Source organism: Psychrobacter sp. CX90 (genome assembly GCF_057396305.2).
On sequence record NZ_CM182008.1, the window covers coordinates 1,658,392 to 1,677,043 of the forward strand.

Below are 18,652 nucleotides of genomic sequence, written 5' to 3' on the forward strand. Positions count from 1 at the left end.
TAAAAAGGAAGAAATAGGAAAACCCACGCACCCGAAATTTAAAAACGCAGCATTATAATGTCAAATACACAATAATGCGACTGCAAATTAGCTAATATTCAATTTTTAACCAATCTGGTATCTATCATGACATTTATAGTAAGCTTTGTGTGAGTCAATCCTAATAGTTTTTGTTGTTTAAAGTGTATTAAACAATAAACGGGTACTTTACTTTATCCGTTCTGTTAAGACAGACTGGCTTTAAAGTCATCATAGCCAAAGGTTTTTTGTACTTTAAGATTACCTTGCTCATCGCAGATTACAATAGAAGGCATTGCCACGCCATTAAACCAATTCTTTTTTACCATGGTGTAACCTGCCGCATTACCGAATGCAACGGTGTCACCGATGCTTAATGGCGTATCTAACGCATATTCGCCAAATATATCGCCGGCCAAGCAAGACTTACCATATATAATGGTACTAGAATCTGTCTCTGTTGAAGCAATATCACAAGCCTGTTCATTGACCTCAACTAAAGGTGCAGTCTCACGATAAATTAATAAATCAAGCATATGCGCTTCAATAGACGCATCAACGACTGCAAGTGGCTTACCATTATGCAGGGTATCTACGACAGTGGTAACCAGCTTGGCAGCATTGTGAATACAGGCTTCACCTGGCTCTAAATACACTTGCACACCGTATTTCTCGCTAAAGCTTTTCAGCCTATCAGCCAACTTTTCTAACGGATAGTCAGGCGCGATAAAGTGTATGCCCCCACCTAAGCTGACCCATTGCAGCTCGTGGAAGAAAGCACCGAACTTGTTTTCAATATCATCAAGGCTCGTATTAAACGCTTCAAAACTTTCATTTTCACAGTTATTATGAATCATGACACCAGTAATCTCGGGAACTACAGGTTTAATTTTATCGATATCATGCTCACCTAAACGACTAAAAGGCCGAGCAGGATCTGCAATTATAAATGACGAATTGCTTGTTTTAGGGTTAATGCGCAGACCTACAGGGACGCCCTGAGCTTTAGCTTTATCTTTAAAGGCATGGAGCTGATTAAAAGAGTTGAAAATAATTTTATCCGCGTAGGTTAACACCTCATCAATTTCATCGGCACTATAGGCAACACTGTATGCATGAGTCTCTTTTTTCTCAACACTGCCATCTTCATGAACAGCGTTACCAAACTCTTCTTTACCTAATCGCACTTCATTTAGAGATGATGAGGTTGTGCCATGCAAGTAGCGCTTCATCTCATCAAATACACCCCAAGTGGCAAAACATTTCAGCGCTAATAACGCTTTGGCGCCAGAGAGGTCGCAAAGACGTTTAACGATTGCTAAGTTTTGCTTTAAATCAGTAATATCAATTTGATAATAAGGGGTATTTAGCATATTTTTTCCTAAAAAAATAAAAGGAATGAAAACTGTTAATTAAGGTCAATTGGAATAGAGCCTCGTAATAGACATAATATCGGCTGTCTAATTTAAACGGCTAATCTAAGTTCGACCCTACTTTGATAAGAGGCCCTTCTACAACCTCTTTGACACTATTTGGGGATTATTAATGTTTAAACAATCTTGAGAAAGTCTATACTTACTCGTTGATATCTTTTAAAGAGTTATGAAGTTTCTTATCCTCGGGATGAAAAGCATAGCAAATCGCTTCTCTATCACCATCTTGCCAGCTTTTTATCGTTGGTGTTAATACTGACATCTCGTAATACGACTTTTGATAGGATTTACCAATATAGCCTTTAAACTTATCTTCACACACATCGAGCATACGCTCAATTAGCGCCTCAGTTTCGTTATAGTCCTCTGCTTCTGGCAAGTTATAAATATAGTACACCTCATTATCATGTGGGGCATTACATTCAAGGATAGGAAAGTTATTGGCGGCAATATTTTTCTGCGCATCAGTAACTGTATCTTCTTCACTTGGATCATCAAAACACATACCGATCTTTAGGCTATTAATCTGGTAACCTACTTCATTTTTAAATAACGATTCCTCAGTTTTTTGAGTCTGAGAACCATTCTCTTGTGAGCAGCCTGTCAGTGCCCCTACTAATATTAATGAGATAACAAAAAAAGACGACATATACTGCACGCCTTGAATCCTTTTAGATTTCTCCAACTTTAATTCCTTACTCAATTTCACTGATAAGTTGGTGTTACTAATAACTTATGTCTTATTTATAATGGGTAAAGTGGCCGATATATTTAATAAATGCATATTTTTAAAGAGAATAGACAAGACTTTAAGCCGTTACTACCTTGCCAAATAACCTGTCATCTCTTCTACCCCATGCAGCGTCATCGGATACATATGACCCTCCATCAACTTGTCAATCTCGCCAATGGTATGCGTATAATGCCAATAGGCTTTGTCCTCAGGATTTAGCCAGGCCACTTTATCAAAGTGCTCAACAACCCGCTTTAACCAAATGATTCCAGGTTCTGAATTCATATACTCAACACTACCGCCTACCGAAAATAGCTCATAAGGCGACATTGAGGCATCACCGACAAAGATGACTCTATATTCTCTACCGTATTTCTGTAGTAGCTCCATAGTTGGGGTGCGTTCAGCATGACGACGTTGATTATTTTTCCATACATAATCATATAAACAGTTATGGAAGTAGAAGAACTCTAAAGTTTTAAATTCATTTTTTGCGGCCGAGAACAGTTTTTCTAAAGCTTCAATATGCGCATCCATACTACCCCCAACATCAAATAACATCAGCACCTTAACTCGGTTACGTCGTTCTGGCTGCATATGAATATCGAGCACGCCTTTTTTGGCAGTACGCTTAATGGTTTCTTTAATATCAAGCTCGTCAGCACTTCCCGTACGTGCAAACTGACGTAAATTACGTAGTGCCATTTGCAATTGGCGGGTACCCAACTGCTTATCATCATCTAAATCTCGATACTTACGCTGCTCCCATACTTTGACTGCACTGCGTTTGCGGGATTCACCGCCAACTCGTACCCCTTCGGGATGATCACCATATGCCCCAAACGGTGAGCTTCCTCCAGTGCCAACCCACTTACTCCCCCCTTGATGTCGTTTTTTTTGTTCTTTTAAGCGTTCCTCAAGAGCCTTCATTAGCTCTTCTAATGAGCCATATTTTTTTAGCAGCCGACGCTGTTCTTCGGTTAAATTCTTAGGATCAAGCTTTAAATCGAGCCATTCTTTTGGCACATCGGTAAGCTTAGCCATTAGTTCGTCAATATCTAAGCTATCCACACCATCAAAGTAATCGGCCATAGCACGGTCAAATTTATCAAAATGGCGCTCATCTTTGACCATACACAGCTTAATCAACCGATACATATCGTCACGACTGGCAAACGTCCATACATCATTCTCATTAAGAACATCAGGGTCATCTTTTGATAACTCAGGATGTGGCTGACGCATTAACCCCTTATCTAGAGCGGCATTTAAATCTAGCAACTCACGAGTGCTTACTGGCACTCCATAAGCCCTCAAGGTGTAAAACAATTTTACAAACATATCAGCCTTGCCCTTTGATGTTACGACACCTAATGATAATCTCGACATTTACCAATGGTTAATAAAAATGTTTTCTTAATAACTTTCTAAATAACTACTCACAGTATATAAATACAATATTTATTTGCTATTTAACGGCTCATCATATTTGCAAAACGCTGTAACAGCGTAATGTCCGCTTCGTTCTTAAGTAAAGCACCATAAAGTGGCGGTATTGACTTCTCGCCACGAAGGTTTTCCTCAAGCTCTTGTTGTGCCATATCATCCGCAAGTAAAAGGGTTAACCAGTCCACTAACTCAGACGTTGAGGGTGGTTTTTTTAAACCTTGAATATTGCGTAATTTATAAAATATATTTAGAGCATCATTGACTAGTTTCTCTTGAATATTCGGAAAATGCACATCGACTATCTGGCGCATAGTACTCTCATCAGGGAAATCAATATAGTGGAAGAAACAGCGACGCAAAAAAGCATCTGGCAGCTCTTTTTCATTATTTGAAGTGATAATGACCACTGGGCGTTTGTCTGCTGTAATAGTCTCTCCCGTCTCATAGACATAAAATGACATTTTGTCGAGTTCATGTAATAAGTCATTCGGAAACTCAATATCTGCTTTATCTACTTCATCAATCAACAGCACACTTCGCTGATCAGAGGTAAAAGCTTCCCAAAGTTTACCCGGCTTAATGTAATTATTAATATCATATACTTTGTCATCACCTAACTGAGAATCGCGTAGGCGTGACACCGCATCATATTCATATAAACCCTGCTCGGCTTTAGTCGTTGATTTAATGTGCCAAGTGATGAGCGGCATGCCCAAACTTTGCGCCACCTCTTCTGCTAGTAAAGTCTTACCAGTACCAGGCTCTCCTTTAATCAGCAGAGGCTTTTGTAAAGTAATTGCCGCGTTAACCGCCAGCTGAAGGTCCTCAGTCGCAATATAGCTTTGCGTACTCGTAAATTGATTTGAAGAATTTCGAGAAGTATTTAAGTCAGTCATTTTTAAACTCTTTTAGATATCATTAAATTAATTGTTATTGGGTCATTAGAAGATGTTTAGCTATTTATTATCAGATTATGTCTATCTGTGTTTCATAGGGAAAAAGCTTATTGAATATATCAAAAAAGGGTTAAACACTTTAACCCTTGTGAAAAAATGCAAATAAGATGGTTTTAGATGACAATATGGTTTTAGTTGACAATAAGGAGAAGAGTGCTAATCACTTTTTTTGACATCTTCCCTATCAACTATTTTTGCATAATTGCTCGACGCATTTTTAACAAAAGGATCGTCTACTTCAATAGGCTCTTGCACGGGTACAACGTGGCTATTAACCGTTTTTTTTAGCGAATTTACAGGTTTTTTTGTTAATCCATCGTGCTTCGTAGGGGTCTTTGGCAAACTCACAGAATGGTCATGATTGACCGTATCTGATGACATTTTATCTGTAACTTCCTGCGGATCGATTGATTCAACAGCTACTTCGCTAGACATATTAGCAGTTGACTCTTTTTCGGCTAAGTGCGCGCTTTCAACTGATTTTTCAATACTAGAGGTTATGGCATTTCTAATTAATTGCCAAATAAACCCCAGCACTAATCCTAAGGTAAAAACCACTAATATCGGCAATAAATTACGCAATGCCAGTCCGGGATCTTTCATTAAGATACCGTAAATAACGCCGATACTTGCTGGGGCTATATCACCTGTTTCCGCCGAGGTAACGCCAGGCGTCAATAATATAGAAAATACAGCAAGCCAGCTCATGCCCCCAATAGGTTTTGGCAATATGCGCACTATAAATAACCACAAAATTAGCACGATACAAGAGAAACCCACATACGCGTATATTGGCAGCATATCAGGCGGCACATCTGCAACTAAATCACTCCACCATAAGGTAATTTCGCTTATGGTTTCGCTAATGCTATCTAGTGGCAATTTAGAAATTATATCGGCTAACCAATCCATTCAATGATAAATCCAAAACAATCTGTGTAATTTAAGCATTCACTGCTACTCGTTTAGAGTCTATGCTACTATATAAAACCACTTTACGGAGATAAAATATTTCAATAAAGTTAGCGACTATTCTATCACGTCTTAATTATTTCAGGAGTTATTCAACTCACTGGTCAAATGTCGTTTAATCAACTTAACAAGTTTATAAAAAAAATTATATTTAAACTGTGTAAGCCCAGTAAACAACCAACCTAAATTTTTTGTCAGTATTAAAATGATATTTAGCAAAATTGTATTTAATCATATTTCTTATCTTGCTCTTCTTTCATGCGCATTTGTGCCTGAGCTGCGAATACATCACTTGGTGGTCTTTGAACAAAATACCCTTGAGACTCAAGCTTATCAACCACTTCATCTTTATTAACCCGAGCCAGTTTTTTAGTCTCAGATAAATCTAAATGCATCAAAAACTTACCTTCGCCTAAAGTTTGACGTAGCTCTTTTGGTAATACTCCCAGCCAATCTTTAATCTCGTCAGTGTCATCAGGGAAATCTGGGCGGGCTATATAAACGTACATCTCGCTATGTTTCGCAAACTTATAAACATCACAATGCATATAGTAATTACCTTAAAATTTAATCAATGGTTTTGTGCCTCTATATTAACTGATATCAGCATAAATTCAATGCAACGTTAGGTTCACAAAGGTCAATTTATCGATAAAACGATATTGGTAACTTTATAAAGACATTTTTCTGTCTCTATAAAGTAAGGTTTTGTTTATAAATATCGTAAAAGTAAAGACTTGAATAAGGGCGATTAAATTGAAAGGTAAAGAACTAGGATTGTTAAAAAGCGATAAGGGTGTCTAGTCACATGCAACCTATTTAATTGAAATTGATTGAAAAACTTAAATAAATGACACACTATTTATAGTCTATATTTATAATCTATGTTATTTAGCTTCTTTAATCTATCAGCTGTTAATTTGAAAATTAGCCTTTACTATCAAGGGATATAATCTTGTTGATTACTTATTATCTACTCGTTATGGCTGGTTCTTTATTACTCGTTACTCAGTAGCAAAAATTAAGCTATCTGAATTGAGGCTTGTAAAATCTATGCACACCTTTCATAATAGACCTGTTTTTCAGGAGAGCGCAGTCATTTAATGAGTTGATCTGCCACCGAAGGCGTAAGCACCCTGCCAATCGCTCAGGTAACCGGACTGAAAATCTCATTTTCATCGATCTATTGATTGATGATCGCTAATATCATAATGATATTGCAATGATAAATCTGGAGAGTGGTATTTGATGATTGATTCAAATACCCACCGAAGGGGAAAAGAAGTTGTCACTACATAGCTTATTAAGTTAGTAGAATTTTTGATAACGTCGAAAATCTCAGGTCACAGGACAGATGGGGCAAACAAGATTATAAGATTTCATAGAAATGAGTGGCATGGCTTATTAAATTGCTTTGCAAACTTGTCTATGCTATCTGTAGACTTGTTTGCCCTTTTTTATGGCTTCATTTAATACTATTTTAAACAACTATTTAAACAACTATCTAAATAACTTTTTAAGATTTTTGATGTTATCAAGCATACTTTTATATCAAGATTACTGAAAATATTACTTACATAAGGATTTGCCATGACCGCTTCTTTAAAACGAACCCCTTTTTATCAGTCTCACGTTGACTCTAACGGCAAAATTGTTGATTTCTCTGGCTGGGAGTTACCCATTCATTACGGGTCGCAACTGGATGAGCATGAGGCAGTACGTACTGATGCGGGCATGTTCGATGTGTCGCATATGGTTATTACCGATGTTAAAGGTTTAGAAGCTAAGGCATGGCTACAGAAGCTTCTTGCCAATGATGTGGCAAAATTAAAAGCCGTCGGCAAAGCCTTATATTCAGGAATGTTAAATGAACATGGCGGAATTCTTGATGATCTTATTGTTTATCGCATGAATGAGGCGGAAACTGAATACCGTATCGTCTCTAACGCTGCGACTCGTGATAAAGACTTAGCGCACTTTGAACAAGTAGCCAAAAATTTTGACGTGGAATTAACAGAACGTCCTGAGCTTGGAATGTTAGCTATTCAAGGGCCAAACGCTATTGCTAAACTTAAAGACGCTAAGCCTAGTTGGGCAGAGACACTTAATGAGCTAAAGCCATTTGTTGGCGCTGATTTGACTGATATTGAAGGTAACGACTGGTTTGTTGCTCGTACCGGCTACACAGGTGAAGATGGTGTTGAGGTTATCTTAAACGGTCAAGATGCTGCTGAATTTTTTAGTTTATTAAAAGAATATGGCATTAAACCAGCGGGGCTTGGGGCGCGTGACACGCTACGCATGGAAGCTGGCATGAACCTTTATGGTCATGACATGAATGAAGACATCAGCCCATACGAGTGCAATATGGGATGGACCCTTGCTTTAAAAGACGAACGTGACTTTGTCGGTCGTGACGCATTGATTCAAAAGCGTCAGCAAACTAAAGCAGCGGGTACGGCAATGCAGCAAGTTGGATTACTTCTTGAATCCCGTGGTGTATTACGTGAAGGTATGACCGTGTCAATTAACCAAGGCACGGATAATGAACAAACCGGCATTATTACCAGTGGCACCTTCTCACCTACTTTAAAGTATTCGATTGCCATTGCACGTATACCAGCTGATGTCAGTGATGAAGATGACGTACAAGTAGACTTACGTGGTAAAGGTAAGTTTGTTGATTTACGTGTCATCAAGCTGCCATTCGTTCGCAACGGCGAAAAACAGTTTGACTAGGCCGTGTCCTCATTTTGAAAATGGAGATAAAAATAAGATAAATCGCAGTCAGACAAGGAAAATAATAGGTAAATATCGAGATATTTCCCCGTTATTTGACGTGGTATGACAAGATTTAGCTATTTTTAGCCCATTTAAATGCAATTGTACGAATTTAGGACACGCCCTAATATAAAGCACTACCTTAGTTAAGCGTTTTAAGTTGACTGTTTGTCACTTAATTAAGCAAATGACACATTAATCATTTATTGGCTTGTCATTTTAATTGTGTATAGTCATTATAACCATTGTCTTTTTAACCCTACTCTTACCTTATGGAGAATAATATGAGTAATGTACCTAGCGAGCTAAAATATGTGGCCAGCCATGAATGGTTGCGTCTTGAAGAAGATGGTACGGTAACGGTTGGTATTACAGACCATGCCCAAGACTTATTAGGCGATATTGTATATGTTGAGCTACCAGATGTTGGTGATACTGTGGCAGTCGATGATGAGATATCAGTTGTTGAATCAGTAAAAGCGGCTTCAGATGTTTACGCGCCTTTAACTGGCGAAATCGTCGCCATTAATGAAGCGTTAGAAGAAACCCCTGAGACGATCAACTCAGATCCTTATGGCGATGGTTGGTTTTTCCGTATTAAGCCTGATAATGCTGATGACTACAATGATTTAATGTCAGCTGAAGAGTATGAAAGTGAGCTGTAACTAACCTGCAAATTTTAAGGTTACTAATATCCTTTTCTCTAAGCGTTGTTTTATTCATTGGAGCAACGCTGACCTTTTAGCCTATTTATATTTCATTTTGCTTCATCAATCAGGATAACCCTGTTATGTCTATGAACCAAAAATACAGTACGTCCAATAAAGCTAACAATATAGATGGAAAAACCTTTAACACGTTAGAAACCCTCGATAGCTTTAAACAGATTGTTGAGTCACGTCGTTCGGTCAGAAAGTTTACCGATACCCCTATCCCCGATGAAGTCTTGCAAGACTGTTTACGTCTGGCCATGCTGGCACCTAATTCTAGTAACTTACAGCCTTGGGAGTTTTATGTTATTGACTCCGATAGCAAACGTCAAAAAGCTAATAAAATTTGCATGAACCAAAATGCCGCGACAACGGCTAACCGATTAATCGCTATTGTCGCACGTACGGATACATGGCGTGCCCATGCCAAACAAAACATTGAAGAGTTTCCGGAAACGCCGGTGCCAAAAAAAGTTATAAACTACTATAGTAAAATTGTCCCCTTTGATTTTATTCGTGGTCCTATAAATAGCGCATCTGCTGCGAAGTGGGGTATTACCCAAGTATTTAGGCATATTAAAGGACCGATCAAATCACCCTATTATACCAAAGAAGATATCAAAAATTGGGCAACCAATAATACAGCCCTTGCTGCAGAGAATTTAATGTTGGCTTTGAGAGCATATGGTTTTGACAGCTGTCCAATGGGCGGTTTTGATGAGCCTGCTCTCAAAAAACTATTAAATCTAAGTGAACATCATCATGTCGTTATGATGATTGGGGCGGGCGAGCGTGATGAAAGGGGTATTTATAACACTCAGTTTAGGTTTGACTATACCAAGTTTGTAAAACATGTCTAAAGTTAAATAGTGTATACCATGTTCACTTCAAGACAAACAGCCAGTTATACCAATAGCCAATTGTAAATAGTAAATAGTAAATAGTAAATAGTACGTCCATGAGCTGATACAGCATTAAACTTTTAACGAATTGGAAACTTTTAATGAATTAGGGATAGAATTTATTGAGTTCAATATAATCAATTCGTTACTTATAACATTTCCACTATCTACACCCATTAATAACTGCCTGAAGGCGGACTAAACACTAAGGATTACCATGACTATAGATAACTCTCAAAACAATACTTTTGATGGTTTATTCAATGAATCTCAGTTTGTCTCAAGACACTTAGGTGTTGCTGAAGCTGAGCAACTTGAGATGCTAAAATCCATTGGTTATGAGGACATGGAAAGCTTTATTGCTGATACTGTGCCAGCACCCGTACTCATGAATCGTGAGCTTGAATTGCCGCTTGCCATCAGTGAGCACAATGCCATCGCAAAATTACGTGCTATGGCCGATGACATCATCGTTAACAAAAGCTACATTGGTCAAGGCTATTCGCCAGTACGCATGCCAGCAGTTATTCAGCGTAATGTTTTAGAAAATCCAGGTTGGTACACCGCTTATACGCCTTATCAAGCTGAGATCGCTCAAGGCCGTCTTGAAGCATTATTAAACTTTCAACAAGTGTGTATTGATTTAACTGGCTTAGAGCTGGCTGGTGCATCATTGCTAGATGAAGCCACAGCAGCAGCTGAAGGCATGGCCATGGCCAAACGGGTCAGCAAAAGTAAATCAAATCAATTTTTCGTCGATGACCGTGTATATCCGCAAACTTTAGACGTTATTCATACTCGGGCGAAGTACTTTGGCTGGGAGGTTGTGGTTGGAGATTTTGAAACGGCTAAATCAGGCGATTTCTTCGGTGCCCTATTCCAGTATGTCGGTAAAGATGGCGATGTTGTAGACTTAACGGATGTGATTGCGGCGGTTAAAGAAAACAAGACCTACGCTTTGGTAGTCAGTGACATTATGAGCTTGGTCTTATTAAAGTCGCCAGCCGATATGGGCGCAGATGTGGCGTTAGGAAGTACCCAGCGTTTTGGTATTCCAATGGGCTTTGGTGGACCGCATGCCGCTTACTTTGCCTTCACAGACAAAGCAAAACGTGCGGCACCTGGTCGAATTATCGGTGTGTCAAAAGATGCTCAAGGTAATACCGCCCTGCGTATGGCACTGCAAACTCGTGAACAGCATATCCGCCGTGAAAAAGCCAATTCTAACATTTGTACCTCACAGGTATTACTCGCCAACCTTGCTGGTATGTATGCTGTATATCATGGTCCTAAAGGTCTAAAACGCATTGCCACACGTATCCACGCTATGGCAACTGCCTTTAGCGATGTCATTAGACAGCTTGACGGTGATTTAAGTGTCATACACGACAACTTCTTTGACACTGTATTGGTGGAATGTGGTTCAGAAAAACTGGCAACACAAATCTTTGAAAATGCGGAAAACGTAGGCTATAACCTATGGCGAGTGGGCAAAACAAAGCTATCCGTATCATTTTCAGAAACCAGCGATAATACTGATTTTGAAGTACTGACTCAACTATTTGCTAATAAAGCGCATTCACTGCCAAATGATGCAAAAATATCATTAAATATTGAGTTATTACGCACTGATGAAATTTTAACGCATCCAGTATTCAACTCTTATCATACAGAACACGAAATGTTGCGCTATTTAAAGCGTCTTGAAGATAAAGATTTAGCAATGAATCGCAGTATGATTTCGCTTGGAAGCTGTACGATGAAGTTAAATGCTACCAGCGAAATGCTACCCATTACTTGGAACGAATTTGCTAATGTGCATCCTTTTGCACCACGTGAACAAGTTTCTGGCTATATTCAAATGATTGATAGTCTTCAAGATCAGCTCAAAGCCATTACTGGATTTGATGATATCTCTATGCAGCCAAATTCAGGTGCATCAGGTGAGTACGCAGGTTTACTGGCCATTCGACGCTATCATGAGTCTTTAGGTCAACCAAATCGTGACATTTGCTTGATTCCAAAATCAGCACACGGCACCAATCCAGCCACTGCTCAAATGATGGGCATGAAGGTTGTGGTTGTTGATACCGACGAAAACGGCAACGTCAATATTGATGATTTAACCAAGAAGTGTGAATTGCACAGTGAAAACTTGGGCGCATTAATGATTACCTACCCATCTACACATGGCGTGTTTGAAGCAGGCATCCGAGATATATGTGATCTAATCCACAAGCATGGTGGTCAGGTATATATGGACGGCGCAAACATGAATGCTCAAGTCGGTATCATGCAACCCGCTGAGGTTGGCGCAGATGTATTACATATGAATCTGCACAAAACATTTTGTATTCCTCATGGTGGCGGCGGTCCGGGTATGGGCCCTATTGGTATGAAGTCTCACCTTGCACCTTTTAAAGCGAATCACGTGGTTAGCCCTGTACATAATGCCTCTAAAGATATGAATGCCGTATCGGCTGCACCCTATGGTTCAGCAAGTATTTTGCCCATATCATGGATGTACATTACGATGATGGGACGCAATGGACTATTGGATGCCACTAAACTTGCGTTACTAAGCGCAAATTATATCGCTAATCAACTTAAAGATGATTACCCAGTGCTTTATACCGGTTCAAATGGCCGCGTTGCGCATGAATGTATTATTGATATTCGTCCACTTAAGGAAGAAACAGGGATTAGTGAGTCTGATATCGCTAAACGTCTAATGGACTATGGTTTCCATGCACCAACAATGAGCTTCCCTGTTGCAGGTACACTAATGATTGAGCCGACAGAATCAGAAGCGAAACATGAGCTTGATCGCTTTATTGCCGCACTTAAGTCGATTAAACAGGAGGCCATGAAAGTAAAATCAGGAGAGGAAGGTTGGACGTTAGAAGATAACCCGATAGTTAATGCACCGCATACCGCTTTTGTTATAACCTGCGAAAATTGGTCGCATCCTTATAGCCGTGATACTGCTGCATTCCCATTAGACTATATCCGTGAACACAAATTCTGGCCTTCGGTCGGTCGTATAGATGACGTTTATGGCGATAAAAACTTAATGTGCAGTTGTCCAAGTATTGAAAACTATATGTAATACCTTTTCAAAAAATAATCTGCAGTATATAACACGTTCAGTGTCTATTTATAATGCTGAAAGTCGTTATCCTTGCTCGTTTAATTTTGCACTTGGTATAAATTTAGTGTTATAGATCTAATCAGTAGCTCAAATTGGCAAAAACCTTCAAGTCTTAGATTTGAAGGTTTTTTAGCTTATCCATTTTTTTCGGATTATACAGTTTTGTATTATACAGTTAAGTCAGTTAAATCATTTTTATGCTATAGTTTAAGTAGTCTAGAAGGGTTAACAAACAACCCGATATAGGGATAGTTTAATGAATAAAACAGACATTACCTGCCTCTATGGTTCATACCCAAACTGTTATACATTGGAAGTCAAGCGTTATGGATTGCTCTGAATATAGCTAACTTTTTATACCCATTCAACTCTAATGCTCATCATTATGGAATAAATTATTGTGGTAACTCAAACCTCTGATAAAGATAACTCAAATACCATAACTGTTCCCCCTCAACCTTTTGTAATATTAATTCATGGGCTGCACCAACATGCATGGATTATGCGCCCTTTGGCTAAGAGACTACAGGACAAAGGGTTTAAAACTCATGAACATAATTATTATAGTGTCATTGATAGTATAGACCGGCATAGTCATCGTTTAAATATATGGCTGACCAAACATCATGATCCTAGCATACCTATTTATTTAGTTGGCCATAGTCTGGGTGGGCTGGTTATTAGGGATTTTATTTCCCGTTATCCACAGTGGAAAATCGCGCGCTGTGTGACATTAGGAACCCCGCATATCGGTAGTGTGACAGCTGAATATATAAAAAAACTAATGTCGCCTTTGGTTGGAAAAGCCTATCATCAAGGGCTTGATGGTCAGGCAGCACCCCTTAAAGAAGGAATCTGCTTGGGTGTGATAGCGGGTAATTCGCCGTATGGGCTAGGTCAAATTGTTTTGGATTATCATAAACGTAAAGCTAAGCTTGCAAAATCTCAGTGCGACCATGATGGTACAGTATATGTTTTTGAAACCCAACTGCCTAACGCAACTGATCATATCGTGATGCCAGTATCACATACCGGTATGTTAATTAATCAAAAAGTAGCGGATCAAACGGTCTACTTCTTAAAACATGGTAAGTTCAAAAGGTAAATGTATGACACCCTATAGGGATAAACAGAATGTAAAGCAGCTCATTGCAAATCGATATTCATACCTGACTGCAATGCTTCTTTATGGGTTTCAATGATGGGTATTAGTGTATTTATTACCCATTTATAACGCCAGCCTTTAAGACCTTCAGGTAATTGGTCAATCGGCAAATCATAAGCCACTACCTCATAAAGCCGAGACAGCCACTTTTTGCGCATCAGCACGTTTGCCGGCACACCTGTTTCGGCTTCATATTGTTTTACTGCTTTGTTTACCGCTTTTGAGATAGTTTTATCTTTTGATCGATACGGCGCAAAAACACGGGCTGGCTGCTCCTGTATGCTCAATGAGCGTGCCTGATTTATAATGGATAAAAGCTCTTCACCATAGAGGCGAACTGTACTTCGATGCATGGTGGTCTTATGAGTCAACTGCTTCAAGTTGGAAGGCAACTCAACAACAATGTCACGTACTGCTTGTTTTTTTAAAATAAATGTCTTGGGCTGATTTGTCGATCTCGCCAATGCTTCACGCCAGCTTGATACTGCTTGTAATACAGCAAGCTGTTCACCGGTATATCTAAAGTCTGCCATTGCTAAATAGGTAGCATCATCTTCAATATTAGCTGCTTCATACAGCTCCCTAGCATAAAGCTGACAATCCTCTACAACCTTATCATAAAGACCCTTTTTAGTAAGCTGCTGCTGCACAATATCATACAGACTCATTAAATATCGAACATCGTCAATCGCGTAGCTTTCTTGCTTATCCGTTAGTGGACGAGCCAACCAATCGGACTGACTTTCTCCTTTATCAACTTCAATATCCAGTTCATTCGATAAGGCTTGTTGATATCCCATTTGCAACTGACCTGTAAGATAGGACAGCGCAATTTGCGTATCAAAAACATTGGTCAAAGCTGGACATTCGGATAAGAGATAAAAAATACCCAAATCTTCACCACAAGCATGCCATATCATAAGTGGCATCTCTTCTAATACAACCCAAAACTGGGTTAAATCAAGCTTTGGAGCATCCAATAAATATATACGATTACCTGTATTAATTTGCACTAAAGCAAGCTTAGGGTAATAAGTGTCACGCTTGATAAATTCGGTATCAAGGGCAATACGTTCGCAGGTCTCAAGCTCATCTAAACAGGCTTCTAGCTCATCGAAGTCGGTTACCCAATATACAGGTAAGTCAGCAGCAGCTTGAAGTGTTTGCTGTATACTCGCCGTATCGATAAGCTTTTCTGGTTGCAAAATGGTGGCAATGTTGCCTGCGTCATTGTCTATAACCTCGTTAGTGTTAACCGTGTTAGTTACACTATTAGGATGGCTAAGGTTATCTTTGTGAGTATTATCGCTGGCATGCTGAGTCATCTCTGCCTTCTACTTTTTAAAGTGACTATTAGGTAAGTTGATATAATTTAAGCTACTATTCATTATGTCGCTAGAATTTTTGTTACTAAAATTTTGTTACTGGGATTTGTGTTACTAGCCTTTAATAGATTCATTAACTGCCGATTTCAGGATATTTAATCTAGAAATTATCAGATAAACGAACGGTTTTGCAACGCTTGCGACAGAGTCATACTGTCTAAATATTCAAGTTCACCGCCCATTGGTATACCTTGAGCAATGCGAGTAACTTGACCAACATGTCGCCGCACTGCTTCAGAGATAAAATGTGCTGTGGTTTGACCTTCAACTGTCGTACTGGTAGCCAAAATTATTTCTTCCACTCTTTTGGCTTTAACTCTCTTAACCAATTGATCAATGTTTAAATCATCAGCATTAATACCATCTAAAGGCGATAAGTGTCCGCCCAATACAAAATATCGCCCACGAAAACCAGAGGTTTGCTCAATCGCCATCACATCCGCTGCGGTTTCTACCACACAAAGTATCGAGTCATCACGCCTAGCATCTAGGCATATAGGACAGACAGGATCATCACTAAACGAATGACACCGTTCACACTCAATAATATCGTGCATTGCCACCTCCAAGGCTTGGGCGAGTGCTATGCCTTGTGTTCGTTTCTTGCTTAACAAATGCAAAGCCATGCGCTGCGCCGTCTTTTGACCAACACCGGGCAGAACACGCAACTGTTTAACCAAATTATCGAATTTTTCGGTTAACAAATAATCACCTTTAAATAATTTATAAAATTATTCTAATAAACAAGGTTAACCCATCAAAACTCTGTATGTCGTATAAAAAAAATGAGGTGTAATGCCCATATTACAACCCCATCTCTTTATACAGCATCTTGAAGATCTGCTGACTTATCCATCATAAATAAAGACCAACTAAAAGTCTTATTAGCCAAATAGCCCCTGCATGCCAGGTGGTAAGCCCATACCGCTAGTTGCTTTCGAAAGAGTGGCTTCAGATAGTTCATCAACTTTAGCCACTGCAGCATTAATAGCCGCAGCAATAAGATCTTCAATTATATCTGGTTCATCTTCCAATAAACTAGGATCAATGCTCAAACGTTTAACTACGTGACGGCCGGTCATAGTAACTTTAACTAATCCACTCCCTGCTTCCGCTTGAACTTCTTTTTCAGCCAGTTCTTTTTTAGCTTTTTCAACATTGGCTTCCACTTGCTTTTGCATTGTTTGAGCTTGCTGCATGAGTGCTTGAATATTCATAGTGACCTCTTAAAATAAGAATCCGTTTAAATAAGAATCCTGTTAATGGAATCAAGTAAATGATAGCTATTAAAAATTATATATTAAAAACAATAATGATGAAAAAAGCAGTTAAATATTCAGTCAACTATTAATGAGTCGTAACTTAATACCTTATGTGCGCAATTGTCCACAATCAAGCCATTATACTGATTCAATGCGCCTGTGTCTAAATTCTAGTGTCGCAACTTTATTATTTAAATATAAGATTATCTAAATATAAACGCAATTACCTATTATAAAGTTTAAAACCGCAAAAAGCTCTTTTTAAACTAAAAAATCCATTTAGATTTCAGCTTAGCTTAGACTGTCAAGTCCACGTGCCAAATCCCTAATAATATCATCCACATCTTCAAGCCCAACAGACAATCGAATCAAAGCGTCACTCACGCCAGCTGCCTGCCTTACCTCAGAACCCAAACGAAAGTGGGTGGTAGTGGCAGGGTGGGTAACCGTAGTTTTAGCATCGCCTAGATTATTAGTGATCGATATCATCTTGGTGCTATCAATAACATGCCAAGCGGCTGCTTGCTTATCAAACATATCAGACTTAACTTCAAACCCCATAATAGCCCCAAAACAATTAGCACGATGATGCTGAGCTGCGGCCAATGTATGCATTGGATGACTGGCTAATCCTGAAAAATGAACTTTCGCAACGTTGTGATGTTGCTCTAAAAATTGTGCGATCTTATTGGCATTTTCACAATGCACTGTCATGCGTAAGCTCAGTGTTTCTAAGCCTTTAATAAATATCCACGCATTAAAAGGACTCATGCTGATACCACCACTGCGCACCACAGTAAAGGCCTGTTGCATAAGCTCATCACTCCCTACTAAAGCACCGCCAAGCACCCTTCCTTGACCATCAATATACTTAGTAGCAGAATGGATAACCACGTCTGCACCAAAATCTAAAGGCCTTTGAATAGCTGGAGTGGCAAAACAGTTATCAACAATAAACAAGGCACCCTGAGCCTTAGCAATGTTACTTATACCCCGCAAATCAGCAATTTGTCCTAATGGATTACTTGGCGTCTCGCAATACAAAACTTTAGTATTGGGTTTTATGGCATTTTGCCAAGCCGTATTATCAAAGCAATCAACGTAAGTGACCTCAACACCAAATTTACTAATAAAATTATTAAACAATCCCACTGAAGAACCAAATAACTGCTTTGCTGCCAGTAAATGATCACCCTCCTCTAAGTATGCCAGACACATGGTTAAGATTGCCCCCATTCCTGAAGCAGTGGCAACCGCCCGCTCGCCGCCCTCTAAAGCCGCTAAACGGCGCTCAAAAGTGCGTACCGTTGGATTAGTATGCCGAGAATATACGTTACCCTTTTTATCCCCATTAAAATGTGCTGCTGCATCAGCGGCAGACTTATAGACATAAGAGCTTGTTGCAAAGATAGCTTCATTATGTTCACCCTCCTCTGTACGGTAATGTCCAGCTCTGACCGCTATGGTTTGCATGCCATAATCTTCAGATAAATCTAGAGCATCGTTATCCCAATTTGGTTCTAGTCCAGTGTTCTCTGGCTTCGTGACATGTGATGCCGCACTTGGATCAACAGAGTGTTGAGCGTTTTGATTAGACAGTATCTCATTCATAGTAAGTTCGTTATTAATAATTAATAGGTGATAAGGGAGTGATTAGTATGTGAGTTTTTTTGAATAGATGATTAAAATAAATTTAGGGGTTAAATTTTTATCCAACTATTTGTGGATAGGATTA

15 protein-coding genes and 2 riboswitches are annotated in these 18,652 nt (G+C 39.1%); of the genes, 5 read left to right on the forward strand and 10 right to left on the reverse strand.

The genetic code is table 11. The features are described from left to right. Nucleotides 1-224: 224 nt before the first annotated feature. From nspC to AC2SLN_RS06555, 6 genes are all read right to left on the reverse strand, one after another. Complete coding sequence (nspC, locus tag AC2SLN_RS06530; RefSeq protein WP_486549298.1) at nucleotides 225-1,391, reverse strand: carboxynorspermidine decarboxylase; 1,167 nt, start codon at nucleotides 1,389-1,391, stop codon at nucleotides 225-227. 202 nt (nucleotides 1,392-1,593) lie between these two features. Beyond that, complete coding sequence (locus AC2SLN_RS06535; protein ID WP_486549297.1) at nucleotides 1,594-2,100, reverse strand: septum formation family protein; 507 nt, start codon at nucleotides 2,098-2,100, stop codon at nucleotides 1,594-1,596. A gap of 171 nt (nucleotides 2,101-2,271) precedes the next feature. Next, complete coding sequence (locus AC2SLN_RS06540; RefSeq protein ID WP_486549296.1) at nucleotides 2,272-3,525, reverse strand: vWA domain-containing protein; 1,254 nt, start codon at nucleotides 3,523-3,525, stop codon at nucleotides 2,272-2,274. A 131-nt stretch (nucleotides 3,526-3,656) separates the two neighbouring features. Beyond that, on the reverse strand, nucleotides 3,657-4,529 hold the full coding sequence (locus tag AC2SLN_RS06545; protein WP_486549295.1) for an AAA family ATPase: 873 nt from the start codon (nucleotides 4,527-4,529) through the stop codon (nucleotides 3,657-3,659). Nucleotides 4,530-4,745: 216 nt separating this feature from the next. Continuing rightward, nucleotides 4,746-5,501 carry a hypothetical protein gene (locus tag AC2SLN_RS06550; RefSeq protein WP_486549294.1) on the reverse strand — a complete coding sequence of 252 codons (756 nt, stop codon included), beginning with the start codon at nucleotides 5,499-5,501 and terminating at the stop codon, nucleotides 4,746-4,748. A gap of 287 nt (nucleotides 5,502-5,788) precedes the next feature. Next, complete coding sequence (locus tag AC2SLN_RS06555) at nucleotides 5,789-6,109, reverse strand: YcgL domain-containing protein (RefSeq protein WP_486549293.1); 321 nt, start codon at nucleotides 6,107-6,109, stop codon at nucleotides 5,789-5,791. Nucleotides 6,110-6,634: 525 nt separating this feature from the next. Beyond that, nucleotides 6,635-6,734: riboswitch (glycine riboswitch) on the forward strand. A gap of 48 nt (nucleotides 6,735-6,782) precedes the next feature. Beyond that, nucleotides 6,783-6,925: riboswitch (glycine riboswitch) on the forward strand. Between the two features lie 226 nt (nucleotides 6,926-7,151). On the opposite strand from AC2SLN_RS06555, the gene gcvT reads away from it, so the two are divergent. The 5 genes from gcvT (at nucleotide 7,152) to AC2SLN_RS06580 (ending at nucleotide 14,210) form a co-directional block, all read left to right on the forward strand. Next, the gene (gene gcvT / locus AC2SLN_RS06560) at nucleotides 7,152-8,300 is read left to right on the forward strand and encodes a glycine cleavage system aminomethyltransferase GcvT (RefSeq protein WP_486549292.1); all 1,149 of its coding nucleotides are present in this window, start codon (nucleotides 7,152-7,154) and stop codon (nucleotides 8,298-8,300) included. Nucleotides 8,301-8,626: 326 nt separating this feature from the next. Beyond that, nucleotides 8,627-9,007, forward strand: a complete 381-nt coding sequence (gcvH, locus tag AC2SLN_RS06565; RefSeq protein WP_486529822.1) for a glycine cleavage system protein GcvH — start codon at nucleotides 8,627-8,629, stop codon at nucleotides 9,005-9,007. A 125-nt stretch (nucleotides 9,008-9,132) separates the two neighbouring features. Beyond that, complete coding sequence (locus tag AC2SLN_RS06570; protein ID WP_486529821.1) at nucleotides 9,133-9,912, forward strand: nitroreductase family protein; 780 nt, start codon at nucleotides 9,133-9,135, stop codon at nucleotides 9,910-9,912. 259 nt (nucleotides 9,913-10,171) lie between these two features. Beyond that, nucleotides 10,172-13,063: an aminomethyl-transferring glycine dehydrogenase gene (gene gcvP / locus AC2SLN_RS06575; protein ID WP_486549291.1), complete on the forward strand. Its 2,892-nt coding sequence runs from the start codon at nucleotides 10,172-10,174 to the stop codon at nucleotides 13,061-13,063. Between the two features lie 442 nt (nucleotides 13,064-13,505). Next, the gene (locus AC2SLN_RS06580; protein WP_486549290.1) at nucleotides 13,506-14,210 is read left to right on the forward strand and encodes an esterase/lipase family protein; all 705 of its coding nucleotides are present in this window, start codon (nucleotides 13,506-13,508) and stop codon (nucleotides 14,208-14,210) included. A gap of 41 nt (nucleotides 14,211-14,251) precedes the next feature. Here the strand turns inward: AC2SLN_RS06580 and AC2SLN_RS06585 are convergent, their stop codons facing one another. The 4 genes from AC2SLN_RS06585 to AC2SLN_RS06600 all read right to left on the reverse strand — a co-directional run bounded on the left by AC2SLN_RS06585 (nucleotide 14,252) and on the right by AC2SLN_RS06600 (nucleotide 18,528). Next, a complete protein-coding gene (locus AC2SLN_RS06585; protein ID WP_486549289.1) occupies nucleotides 14,252-15,595 on the reverse strand; it encodes a ribonuclease D in 1,344 nt (447 codons plus the stop codon). Between the two features lie 170 nt (nucleotides 15,596-15,765). Next, nucleotides 15,766-16,359, reverse strand: a complete 594-nt coding sequence (gene recR / locus AC2SLN_RS06590) for a recombination mediator RecR (RefSeq protein ID WP_486549288.1) — start codon at nucleotides 16,357-16,359, stop codon at nucleotides 15,766-15,768. Nucleotides 16,360-16,539: 180 nt separating this feature from the next. Further along, on the reverse strand, nucleotides 16,540-16,872 hold the full coding sequence (locus AC2SLN_RS06595; RefSeq protein ID WP_486529816.1) for a YbaB/EbfC family nucleoid-associated protein: 333 nt from the start codon (nucleotides 16,870-16,872) through the stop codon (nucleotides 16,540-16,542). 336 nt (nucleotides 16,873-17,208) lie between these two features. Continuing rightward, nucleotides 17,209-18,528 (reverse strand): O-succinylhomoserine sulfhydrylase, encoded by a 1,320-nt coding sequence (locus AC2SLN_RS06600; protein ID WP_486549287.1) that lies wholly within the window; start codon nucleotides 18,526-18,528, stop codon nucleotides 17,209-17,211. Nucleotides 18,529-18,652: the final 124 nt, after the last annotated feature.

Excerpts from the sequence above, each read along its gene's own strand:
- AC2SLN_RS06535 (WP_486549297.1), bottom strand. The coding sequence starts at position 2,100 with ATGTCGTCTTTTTTTGTTATCTCATTAATATTAGTAGGGGCACTGACA.
- AC2SLN_RS06540 (WP_486549296.1), bottom strand. The coding sequence starts at position 3,525 with ATGTTTGTAAAATTGTTTTACACCTTGAGGGCTTATGGAGTGCCAGTA.
- nspC (WP_486549298.1), bottom strand. The coding sequence starts at position 1,391 with ATGCTAAATACCCCTTATTATCAAATTGATATTACTGATTTAAAGCAA.
- AC2SLN_RS06595 (WP_486529816.1), bottom strand. The coding sequence starts at position 16,872 with ATGAATATTCAAGCACTCATGCAGCAAGCTCAAACAATGCAAAAGCAA.
- AC2SLN_RS06585 (WP_486549289.1), bottom strand. The coding sequence starts at position 15,595 with ATGACTCAGCATGCCAGCGATAATACTCACAAAGATAACCTTAGCCAT.
- AC2SLN_RS06550 (WP_486549294.1), bottom strand. The coding sequence starts at position 5,501 with ATGGATTGGTTAGCCGATATAATTTCTAAATTGCCACTAGATAGCATT.
- gcvP (WP_486549291.1), top strand. The coding sequence starts at position 10,172 with ATGACTATAGATAACTCTCAAAACAATACTTTTGATGGTTTATTCAAT.
- AC2SLN_RS06555 (WP_486549293.1), bottom strand. The coding sequence starts at position 6,109 with ATGCATTGTGATGTTTATAAGTTTGCGAAACATAGCGAGATGTACGTT.
- AC2SLN_RS06600 (WP_486549287.1), bottom strand. The coding sequence starts at position 18,528 with ATGAATGAGATACTGTCTAATCAAAACGCTCAACACTCTGTTGATCCA.
- gcvT (WP_486549292.1), top strand. The coding sequence starts at position 7,152 with ATGACCGCTTCTTTAAAACGAACCCCTTTTTATCAGTCTCACGTTGAC.
- AC2SLN_RS06570 (WP_486529821.1), top strand. The coding sequence starts at position 9,133 with ATGTCTATGAACCAAAAATACAGTACGTCCAATAAAGCTAACAATATA.
- gcvH (WP_486529822.1), top strand. The coding sequence starts at position 8,627 with ATGAGTAATGTACCTAGCGAGCTAAAATATGTGGCCAGCCATGAATGG.
- AC2SLN_RS06545 (WP_486549295.1), bottom strand. The coding sequence starts at position 4,529 with ATGACTGACTTAAATACTTCTCGAAATTCTTCAAATCAATTTACGAGT.